Annotated in this window: 9 protein-coding genes; 5 read left to right on the forward strand and 4 right to left on the reverse strand. The window is 73.5% G+C overall.

The genetic code is table 11. The annotated features are described in order from the left end of the window. The first annotated feature begins 173 nt into the window (after positions 1–173). From ABD54_RS12590 to ABD54_RS12600, 3 genes are all read left to right on the forward strand, one after another. Entirely contained in the window at positions 174–431 is a 258-nt protein-coding gene (locus ABD54_RS12590) for a hypothetical protein (protein WP_047869653.1), read from the forward strand. A 95-nt stretch (positions 432–526) separates the two neighbouring features. Further along, the gene (locus tag ABD54_RS12595; protein WP_047869654.1) at positions 527–1,828 is read left to right on the forward strand and encodes an MFS transporter; all 1,302 of its coding nucleotides are present in this window, start codon (positions 527–529) and stop codon (positions 1,826–1,828) included. A 255-nt stretch (positions 1,829–2,083) separates the two neighbouring features. Continuing rightward, the gene (locus ABD54_RS12600; protein ID WP_235432048.1) at positions 2,084–3,103 is read left to right on the forward strand and encodes a DUF4352 domain-containing protein; all 1,020 of its coding nucleotides are present in this window, start codon (positions 2,084–2,086) and stop codon (positions 3,101–3,103) included. Positions 3,104–3,124: 21 nt separating this feature from the next. Here ABD54_RS12600 and ABD54_RS12605 read toward each other — a convergent pair whose 3' ends face one another. Further along, a complete protein-coding gene (locus tag ABD54_RS12605; protein ID WP_047869655.1) occupies positions 3,125–3,985 on the reverse strand; it encodes a (2Fe-2S)-binding protein in 861 nt (286 codons plus the stop codon). A 469-nt stretch (positions 3,986–4,454) separates the two neighbouring features. Here ABD54_RS12605 and ABD54_RS12610 point away from each other — a divergent pair, with 469 nt between their 5' ends. Further along, the gene (locus ABD54_RS12610; protein ID WP_047869656.1) at positions 4,455–5,249 is read left to right on the forward strand and encodes a TetR/AcrR family transcriptional regulator; all 795 of its coding nucleotides are present in this window, start codon (positions 4,455–4,457) and stop codon (positions 5,247–5,249) included. 126 nt (positions 5,250–5,375) lie between these two features. On the opposite strand, the gene ABD54_RS12615 is transcribed toward ABD54_RS12610, so the two are convergent. Beyond that, positions 5,376–6,407: a methyltransferase gene (locus ABD54_RS12615; protein ID WP_053063579.1), complete on the reverse strand. Its 1,032-nt coding sequence runs from the start codon at positions 6,405–6,407 to the stop codon at positions 5,376–5,378. A gap of 449 nt (positions 6,408–6,856) precedes the next feature. Here ABD54_RS12615 and ABD54_RS12620 point away from each other — a divergent pair, with 449 nt between their 5' ends. After that, positions 6,857–7,486, forward strand: a complete 630-nt coding sequence (locus ABD54_RS12620) for a class I SAM-dependent methyltransferase (RefSeq protein WP_047869657.1) — start codon at positions 6,857–6,859, stop codon at positions 7,484–7,486. Between the two features lie 124 nt (positions 7,487–7,610). Here ABD54_RS12620 and ABD54_RS12625 read toward each other — a convergent pair whose 3' ends face one another. Both ABD54_RS12625 and ABD54_RS12630 read right to left on the reverse strand, forming a co-directional pair. Then, positions 7,611–8,813, reverse strand: coding sequence for a JmjC domain-containing protein (locus tag ABD54_RS12625; protein WP_047869658.1), 1,203 nt, complete (start codon positions 8,811–8,813; stop codon positions 7,611–7,613). A gap of 238 nt (positions 8,814–9,051) precedes the next feature. After that, positions 9,052–9,938, reverse strand: an 887-nt coding sequence (locus ABD54_RS12630; protein ID WP_047869659.1) for a prolyl oligopeptidase family serine peptidase, incomplete at its 5' end; no start/stop codon positions are given.

Genomic DNA, 9,938 nt, shown 5'->3' on the forward strand with positions numbered 1-9,938 from the left:
TCGCAGGCGGGACGCGCCTCCGGGGCGCGGTCGCGGTGCCCGAACAGCTCCCTGGCCCGCTTCCGTGCAGCCGAAACCCGCGAACCGGGAGACCGAATCCCGTGTTCGGCAAGGGTCGCAGGTCACTGTCGCCGTGGCCGGTTCCGGCCTGATCACCCCCGCCCGTGCCGGGTATGCCCACCATCGGCATGGACAGGACTGGGGAGCGGGAACAGCGCCGGATCGCCGAACACATCGAGTGGCAGAAGCAGGGTGCGTGGGTGGTCCTGTGGGGTCCCTACACCCGCTGTTTCTGGGCGTTCGCGTGCTGGCCCGTGATCCCCGCGGGCGGCGTCGTCATCAGCGCGAGCGACCCGCACACCCTGTACTCGGAGATGCGCTACGTCGAGCGCGAGCACGACTTCCTGCGGTGGCGCTACGGACGCCACTGAGCGGTGCCCGGGAGGATGTGTATTACGACATGGCGGACATAACACGCTTATGACTAGGATTCCTCCGTTTGAAGGGCCAAATAGAGGAAGTACGCGTGTCGACACACACCGCTCAGCCAGGGAACCCCCTCACCGAGCAGGAACGGACCCGGCTCCAGCGGCGCACCGTCCTGGTCCTCATGCTCGCCCAGATCGTCGGTGGCGTGGGCATGGGCGCGATGCTCGCGGTGGGCGCGCTCATCGCCCTCGAACTCACCGGTTCCGACACCTGGTCCGGCATGGCCACCACCATGATCACCCTGGGCGCCGCCGTGTTCGCCCTGCCGTTGGCCTCTCTGGCCGCCCGTCGCGGCCGCCGGCCCGGCCTCGCGCTGGGCTGGACGCTCGGCGCGCTCGGCGGCACCGTCGTCATCGCCGCCACGGTGCTGGAGGCGTTCGCGCTGTTCCTCGCGGGCATGGTCCTGGTCGGCGCGGGGACCGCCACCAACCTCCAGGCGCGCCACGCCGCCGCCGACCTGGCCTCCGAGCGCAGCCGCGGCCGGGACCTGTCGATCGTGGTCTGGGCGACCACCGTCGGCTCGGTGGCGGGCCCCAACCTCACCGGCCCCGGCGCGCGCGTGGCCGACCTGTTCGGCCTGCCCGACCTGCTGGGCCCCGTGCTGTTCACCACCGCCGGGTTCGTCCTGGGCGGGCTGCTGATCCTGGCCCTGTTGCGCCCGGACCCGCTGCGCGCGGCCACGGCGGGCCGCTCCACCGGCGGCGCGGCCCCCTCCGGCGACCGGCTGTCGGTGGTCGGCGCGCTGCGGGTGGTCGCGGCCAGCCCGGGGGCGCTGCTCGCTGTCGTGGGCATCGTGGCCAGCCACACGGTGATGGTCGCGGTCATGACCATGACCCCGGTGCACATGTCCCACCACGGCGCTGCGCTGACCGTGATCGGCCTGACCATCTCCCTGCACATCGCCGGTATGTACGCCCTGTCCCCCCTGGTGGGGTGGCTCACCGACCGGTTCGGGCGGGTGCCCGTGCTGGTGGCGGGTCAGGGCGTTCTGGCCGCCGCCGCGGTGGTGGCGGGCACGGCCGGGCACGACGAGGTCAGGGTGACGGTGGGGCTGGTGCTGCTGGGGCTGGGGTGGTCGTTCGGGCTGGTGTCCGGGACGGCGCTGCTGGCGGAGTCCCTGGCCGCGGACGTGCGCCCCCGCGTGCAGGGCGTGAGCGACCTGGTGATGAACCTGGGCGGCGCGGCGGCGGGCGCCCTGTCGGGCGTGGTGCTGGCCCAGGCGGGCTTCGGCGGCCTCAACCTGTTCGCGGCCGTGTTCACCGTGCCGGTGTTCGCGCTCGCCGTGCGCGCCCGGCTGGCCCGGGCGGACCGGCGGGAGCGGGCCGGGGAAGCGGGCTGACCGCCGGTTCGCCCGCCTTCGCGGAGTGGGAGGACCACGCCCCCGGCCCCTGTCGTGCGCCCTTTGCCCGGACGTTACCGAAAACGCTCCGTCACCTCCGCGCGCGGGCCCGCCCCCGCGGTTACCGTGCAGGCGTGAGGCGCCCGGCGGCGGTGGGCCGGCGGGCGGACCGCGCTGACATGAGGGGTGTTCTCAGTGTCCGATCGGGAGTCCGAGGGGGTGCCGCCGGAGCGGTCGGGGCAGCATCCGGACCCGGTGAACCACCGTCCGCCGGAGGAGTGGCGTCCCGGCGACGCCGGTGACCCGATCGAGGGCGGGCCGCAGCCGCCGGGCGAGCCGCCGCACGGCCGTCAGGAGAGCCCTCCCTCCACGGGGGCCCACGCCTACGGGGAGCCCCCGGCCGGGGGAGGCGCCCCCGCGGACCTCACCCCGGGAGGGCACCCGACGGGCGCGCCGCCCGAACCGGTGACCGGTGAACTCTCCGAGGGACCCAACGGTCCAGGCCAGGCCGGATACGAACACGCGGGCTACGCCCCCGGATACGGGGAGTCGGACGGGCCCGCGACCGGCGCGGGCGGGCAGCCCCCCGGCGGTCCCCCGGGCGGTTTCGGCTCCGGTCAGGGGCCGGGCCACGCCGCGGCGGGAGGCCACCCCTCGGCACAGGGGCCGGGGTACGCGCCGGGGCGGACCGGCGGCTACGGACAGGCCCACGGCTACGGACCGGAGTCCGGCGCGGGCCGGGGCTACCCGCCCCAGGGCGGCTACGGGCCGCCGGAGAGCAGACCCACGCCGTGGGGCAAGATCCTCGGGATCGGCTGCGGTGTACTGCTGCTGCTGATGTTCGTCATCGCCGGGTGCACGACCGTCGTCCTGTTCGCGGCGGCCCACAGGCAGCCCCCGGCGCAGGAGACCGAGTCCCGGCAACAGGACGGCGAGGCGGCCGAGCCCCGGGTCGAGATCACCGCCTCACCCGCCGAATTCGACCCCGGGCCGCTCTACACCGAAGGGGACTACACCAGCGTGGACGTGTCGGTGACGAACACCGGCCGGGAGGACGTCGAGGTCAACCCGCTCTACTTCCGGGTCGTGGACGCCCGGGGCGACCAGCACAGCACCTCCGAGGCCGTCGGCATGGACGCCGACGAGATCGGCGCGCGCACGCTCGCCCCCGGGCAGAGCGTCTCCGGGGTCATCACGGTGGAGGGCGAGGTGGAGCCCGAGACGGTGGTCTTCTCGCCCTTCTTCGGCGAACCGGTGGAGGTGCCGGTCAACTGACCGGGCGGCGCCGGGGAGGGCTCAGGGGGCCAGCGCCGGGTCGCGCAGCCACTCCGACAGGTCCTGCTGGCGCTCGCCGTCGCACTTGAGCGGGCACGTGGTGCAGTACCCGTGCTCCGGGTCGCCCTTGTAGTCGAAACAGCAGGTGCCCCGCACCGCCCAGGTCCCGCGGGGGTGGTCGGGCGCGAAGGGGAACAGGCGCGGGCGCCTGCGGGTCACCGCGCCCGCCGCGACCACCGCGTCGCCCAGGCGGGTTGCCAGATCCCAGGCCTGTTCGGGGTCGCGGCCCAGGTAGCGGGCCGGGTTGAGCATGTAGAAGTGCAGGGTGTCGAGGACCCAGCCCCACAGGGTGCGCTTGCCCGAGCGCGTGTGCCCGTGCAGGGCGTCGATGATCGGCTCGAACGTGGCGAACAGGGCCTCCCCGGCCATCCGCAACTGGGCGTCCTCGTCCTCGGCGACCACGGTGCCGGGGCGGCCGACGGCGGGGTCGTCCGGCAGGACCGCCGTGCGGGTGCCGACCGAGGCGGGCGTGCCGAAACGCGCCAGTCCCGAGTCCCAGGGCAGGTAGAGGGTGTCCGGGCTCAGCAGCGGGGCCCGCCCGGTCAGGTACAGCGAGGCCGAGACCAGGAAGATGGGCTCGCGCAGGGTCACCCGCAGGAAGTTCGTGGCGGCGGGGAGGCGGTGGTCGGGGCCGTGCTCGCTGCGGAGGCGGTCGTACAGGACCGGCAGCCAGCCGTCCGCGGCCATGGCGCCCGCCTGGTGCCAGCGCACGCGGCCGCGTGGAACGGCGGAGAGCTCCTCGAAGGAGAGCAGTTCGGGCAGGGGCGCGAACTTCAGCGGCGCACAGGCGTCGCGGAACGCGTCGAGCGGGTCTGGTGTCACCGCTGAACCTGCCCTTCGTCGCACGATGTCGTCATGTCCGGGGGTCGTGTGAGTGCAGTGACCTTCGGGGGACGAGTACATCTGCGCCTCTTAAGTGAGGCTACCCTAACGAATGTGTGTCCCGCAATGATCATCGGATTATCCCCTAACCGAAACGCGGGCAGAAGATGCAGGTCCAGGTGTTTTTGTCCGGGTGCGCACCGGGGGTGGTATAGGTCACCGGTGCCGTCTCCCTTGCATCTGCGTTGTGACGTGGGCGATGCAAGATGCGACGGAGGCGGACTCGCGCGCCCCTCCAGCCCCATGCGGGGCGGCGCCGCAGCTCTTGCGCGATCCCTCGGCGCTGATGGCCGGGGTCGTGTGGGGCCTGGCAGTGTGCTTCATAAACTGTTTATGCTGTACATTTATTGGTGTAAATAACACACAGATCTAGGATGGTGCCGAAGACGCAGCCGACGACGGGTGGGGTATGACGGCCGAGCACCAGGGGACGAGCCGGATGGAGCGGGATGTCGAGCTCCTGTGGGGGCTGCGCCAGCCCGAACCGCGGAGGGGGCCCAAGCCCCGGCTCAGCCGGGAGGCGGTGGTGGCTGCGGCGGTCGCCCTCGCCGACGCCGAGGGCCTGGAGGCCGTGTCCATGCAGCGGGTGGCCAAGGAGCTGGGCTACACCACGATGTCGCTGTACCGGTACGTGGACAGCAAGGAGGACATGCTCGTCCTCATGAGCGACGCGGCCATGGACGGCGATCCGCCCCCGCCGCGGGAGGACGGGGACTGGCGGACCGGTGTGGAGGAGTGGGTCCGCGCGGCTGCGGCCATGTACCGCCGCCACCCGTGGACGGTCTACCTCACCCTGAAGGGGCCGCCCAGCGGACCCAGCGGACTGCGCTGGATGGAGGCGGGACTGCGCGAGGTCTCCCGGTCCGGCCTGGACATCGGCTGGTCGCTCCAGATACTGACGATGCTCTCCGCCGTCCAGCGCGAGACGATCCGCATCGAGCTGGACATCAGCCGCGCGACCCGGGCGGCGGGCGGCACGATGGCCGACACCGGCCGCGACTACAGCAGGGGCCTGCGCCGGGTCGTCACCGCGGAGGCGTTCCCCACCATCGACCGGCTGCTCCGTGAAGGGGTCCTGGAGGGGGCCTCCGGCACCCCGCAGGAGGGCGCGGGCGGGCCGGGGGAGGACCTGGACTTCTCCGTCCGCCGGATCCTGGACGGCATCGAGGTCTACGTGGAGCGCCAGCGCGCCCAGGGGGAGTAGGAAGGCCCCGCGGGCGCGGAGAGCAGCGGGTACGGCCGCCGGAGCGGCTCTGGCGGCCGCTCCGGCGCCGTCCGTGCGGCGGCCGCGACGCGGTGCGGCCACCGACAGGACGAACAGAACCGGTCGCTAGTCCGCGGCCACGGCTTCGATGACCGAGTAGGGCCGCGAGATCGCCGTCTGCTTCGCTCTCCGCAGCCCCGCCCTGGCCAACAGGGCGTCGAACCCGGCCATGTCCCGTTCCTTGCCCTCGGTGATGACGAGCATGTTCATGTCCATGAGAGCGGCGTCCAGGCCGGGGTCCTCGACAGGCCCCACGACCATCTCCACGATGCACACCCGGCCCCCGGGCGCCATGGCCTTGCGACAGTTCTCCAGGATCCGCACGCAGTCGTCGTCCTGCCAGTCGTGCAGGACGAACTTGAGAAGGTACAGGTCACCCGGCGGAACGGCCTCGAAGAAGTCACCGCCGACCACGGTCAGCCGGTCGAGCAGACCGGCGCCTTCGGCCTCGGCGCGCGCTCCCGCGGACGTGCCCGGCAGGTCCAGGACGACCCCCCGGGCCTCGGGATCGCGCCTGAGGAACTCGTGAACGAAGGTCCCGTTGGCCCCGCCGACGTCGACGATGGTCGGAGCTCCGGAGGTGTCGATCACCGCGGCGGCCTCGGGGGCGACGGGACCGGTGAGGTCGGTCATCGCGTCCGAGAACAGCGCACCCTCCTCGGGGTTGTCCGCGAAGTAGTCGAAGAGCGGGGACCCCAGTGCCTGGGCGGAGCGGGTGCTCCCGGCACGGACCGCGTCGGTGGCCTCGGCCCAGCTCCTCCAGTGCCCGGGCATGGTCTGGACCATGGACCAGTTGGCGAGGGTGCCGGGGGCGCCGCGCCGCAGCGTGGCGAGCAGGTCCGTCGCGGAGAACCGTTCGGTGGCCGGGTCGAAGGACACCAGGCCCAGGGCCACGCACACGCGCAGAAGCCGGAACATCGCCTCCGGGTCGGTGGAGGCGGCGTCGGCGACCTCCCCCGCGCTCCTGGGTCCTTCCTCCAGGTGTTCGGGGAGCGAGAGCGCCGCCACGGTGCGCACGATCTGGCTCGTCCACATGCCCTGGGTGTAGGCCATCATGGTCTGGTAGTCGGTGCTGAGCGCCGTCTGCGGGGAGTTCACTTCTCTACCTTCGACTCTCTGTCTTGGCTTCTCTTCGGAGTTGGCGCGTCACAAAGGGTTGCGGCGTCGTGCGTTCCGCCAGCACGGAAACGGCCGGGTCGGTCCCGCGCACGGGGATGAACCCAACGGTTCGCGGCTCCCAGTCCTACGGGCGCGGACCGTGTCCGGGGCGAACGCCCCCGCCACCGGCCGGACACGGGAGGGGGCGTCCGTCTGAAGGGGTGCTTGGTCCGCGCTGCGTTCCGCGGCGGGAGAGGGCACGGGGCAGGGGGCGGTGAGCGTCCGGGGCGCAGACTCGTTCTGGTGCCATGCTCGTGCGTGCTCTCCCTCGGTTCCGTCGGCCTGGCGGCCCGCCACTGTCACGCGTCGCGGGCGTGGAGCCACCCGTACCCGTCGAAAAAGTCTCGAAACGGTACGGGATGCGGTCGCGGGTGCTAGCTTGCTGTGCCGTGACAGAGCACCAGGAACGGACCGGGGCGGCCTACGACGGGGTCGTGGAGCTGTACGCGTCGATGTTCGCCGACCGGCTGGAGACGCAGCCGTTCTCACGCAACATGATCGGCACCTTCGCCGAGCTGGTACGCGCGACGGGGAACCCGTGGGCGGCCGACGTCGGCTGCGGGCCCGGGCACCTGACGGCCATGCTGTGCGAGCTGGGGCTGGACGCCCGCGGGTTCGACCTCTCCCCGGGCATGGTCGAGCACGCTCGGCGGACCCGTCCGGCGCTGCGGTTCGACCAGGGGCGGATGGAGACCCTGCCGGTCGGGGACGGCGCGCTCGGCGGTGTGCTGGCCCACTACTCGATGATCCACACCCCGCCCGGTGAACTGCCCGCGCTGCTCGCCGAGCAGGTGCGCGTGCTGGCGCCGGGGGGCCTGATCCTGGTCTCGTTCTTCGCGACCGAGGGGCCGGAGCCGGTCCGCTTCGACCACAAGGTGGCGCCCGCCTACAGTTGGCCGGTGGACCGGTTCGCGGAGCTGCTGACCGGGGCCGGACTGGCCGTGTTCGCCCGGCTGCTCCACGACCCGGCCTCCGAGCGGGGCTTCCTGGACGCCCACCTGCTGGCGCGTCTGCCCTGAGCGGTGCCGGTCGCCCCCCGGGGGGGCGGGCAGCGCGAAGCGGGACGGGCCGGGGACCCCCCTTACTACTACGGTAGGCGCGCGCTGGCCGGAGCCGCCAGGCCCTTCACGCGCCTGTGGACGGCTACTGCACCACCACCAGGTGGTGCCGCGACAGCGCGGACACGACCTCCGCCGTCCGCTCGACCTCCGCGCCCGCGCGCTCGGCCAGTTCGGCCACGGTCAGCTCCCGGTACTCGGCCAGCGCCTCCAGGACCGGTCCGACCACGGCCGGGAAGCGGTACCGGCGCCCGCCCACCGTCACGGCCACCCTCTCGCCGTCGTGCGACAGCGGCGGCGGCAGGATCGGCACGAACTCCACCCGCGCGTGCGGGGGAGGCGCCCCCTCCTCCACCGGCCACGGCAGCGAGAACGAGGTCCGGCGCGGGAAGCGCGCGTCCCGCTCGGCCAGGAAGCCGTCCAGGTCCAGCTCCTCGGCCAGCTCCGCCGTCCGGGCCGCCAGCGCCCTCTGGTGCTTGCGCCGCACGTCCGGGTCGGCGAAGCGCGGCAGGTCCCTGCGGAACACCTCCTCCTCGAACAGCCGCCGCACCAGCGCGTCCGCCCACTCCACCCCGGTCGCCCGGGTGAAGCCGAAGGTCAGGTGCATGCTCACCCCGCCGGTCCCGGTCACCGTGTGCCACCAGCCGCGCGGCACGTGGATGACCTGGCCCGGCCGCAGCACGCCCTCCCACACCAGGTGCAGTTCGCCGTCGGCGTCGCGCGGCGGCGTGTGCGCGTGGTCCACGTCGTTCTTCATCGGGTACGGGCGCGACCCCGGGCCGTGCACCTGCCAGTGCTTGGTCCCCTCCACCTGGACGATCACCGTGTCGTGGTCGTCCCAGTGGGTGTCGAAGCCGCGTGAGCCGCCCCAGATCAGGTACAGGTTTGCCTGCGCGCGCTCGCGCACCAGCCGCATGAGGTCGTCGGCCGCCGCGCCCACCGGGGGGTGCATCCGGTCCACACTGTCCAGGACCAGGCTCGCCCCCTCCCGCAGTTCCCGGTACAGCGCCTCGGGCCGCACCACCCGCCGCGCGCTGCGCGAGGAGGTCGCCGCCTCGGTGTAGCGGTCGGCGGGGACCGGGGACCCGTCCCTGTGCAGGCGCAGCCTGGGCGGCTCGGGGGAGCAGGCGGCCAGCAGGCCGTTGAGGTCGTCGAAGGTCAGCAGCGAACGCACCGCGTCCGCGCCCAGGTCGGCGAAGAAGAACTCCTCGGACAGGCGCTCGGTGAGGGCCTCCCCTCCCACGACGTCGCTCAGGGTCCGGGTGAACAGGTGGCCGGGATCGGTCATGAGGGGGTGTCCTCTCCGTGCGCGGGGGCCGGGCCCCGCCCGACCCGGGGGGACCGGGCCGGGCGGGACGCGATCAGATGAAGTCGGAACTGGAGTCGGTGCCGTCGCTGTCGCCGCCCGCGGTGATGTCGCGGGAGGTCACCTCGGCCAGGTCCTCGGTCTCGACCTCGATCGGGTCCATACGCACCACACCTCGCTTTCTGTGTGCCGTTTCTCTTGCCAGGGCCGCCTTCCGCGCTCAGCGCGGCGACAGCCCCGTCCGGTGGGCCGCGAACGCGTGCGCGTCGGCGGCCAGTCCCACCGCCCGGCTGACCGCGCGCGGGCCGTGGCCCACGTCGCGCTCGTACCGGAGCAGGACGGGCGGGCGCCCCTCCTCCCGCGCGGCCGCCGCCAGCAGCGCCGCGCACATCTTGCGCGGGTGGGCGGCGTCGGTGCGGGTGTCACCGTGGAAGCCGGTGAGCAGGACGCCGGGGAATCGCCGTCCGGGCCCGTCCCCGGCGCTCTCCAGCACCCGGTGGTAGGGGGAGTAGGACATCAGGGCGGCGAAGTCGTCGGGGTCGGCGGCTGTGCCGAACTCGCGGGTCCACATCCGGCCCAGTCCCATCCGCTCGAACCGGGCCATGTCCGCCAGCGGCGCGGAGGCGATCACCGCCCCGCACAGGTCAGGGCGCGCGGCCGCGGCGGCCAGGACGAGCAGCCCGCCCGCCGAGCCGCCCGACAGGCACAGCTGTTCGCGGGTGCACATCCCCGCCCCGACCAGGGCCGCCGCCGCTGCCACCAGGTCCTCCACGGCGCGCGGCTTGCCGCGGCCCGAACCGGCCAGGTGCCAGTCGCGGCCCGCGTCCCCGCCGCCGCGCACGTGGGCGACGGCGTACCGGCCGCCCGAGAGCAGCCAGGCCAGCACGGTCGCGCTGAACCCGAACTGGCGCGGGCGTCCGAAGCCGCCGTAGGCGTGCAGGAGGGTCGGCTCGGGGATCAGCCCGCTGCCGTGCGCGGCGTGGTCGCGGCCCGCGGCGGTGAACACGGTCACCGGGACCCGCGTGCCGTCCGCGGAGCGGCACCAGACCACCGAGCGCTCCACGTCCGGGGAGGGCGGGGCCTCGGCGGCGCCGGGCGGCCAGGGGC

This window comes from Nocardiopsis sp. RV163 (assembly GCF_001029525.1).
Taxonomy (GTDB): Bacteria; Actinomycetota; Actinomycetes; order Streptosporangiales; family Streptosporangiaceae; genus Nocardiopsis; species Nocardiopsis dassonvillei.

Bases quoted from the DNA above. Each gene is read 5' to 3' on its own strand.
- ABD54_RS12625 (WP_047869658.1), bottom strand. From the start codon at position 8,813: ATGACCGATCCCGGCCACCTGTTCACCCGGACCCTGAGCGACGTCGTG.
- ABD54_RS12590 (WP_047869653.1), top strand. From the start codon at position 174: ATGCCCACCATCGGCATGGACAGGACTGGGGAGCGGGAACAGCGCCGG.
- ABD54_RS12610 (WP_047869656.1), top strand. From the start codon at position 4,455: ATGACGGCCGAGCACCAGGGGACGAGCCGGATGGAGCGGGATGTCGAG.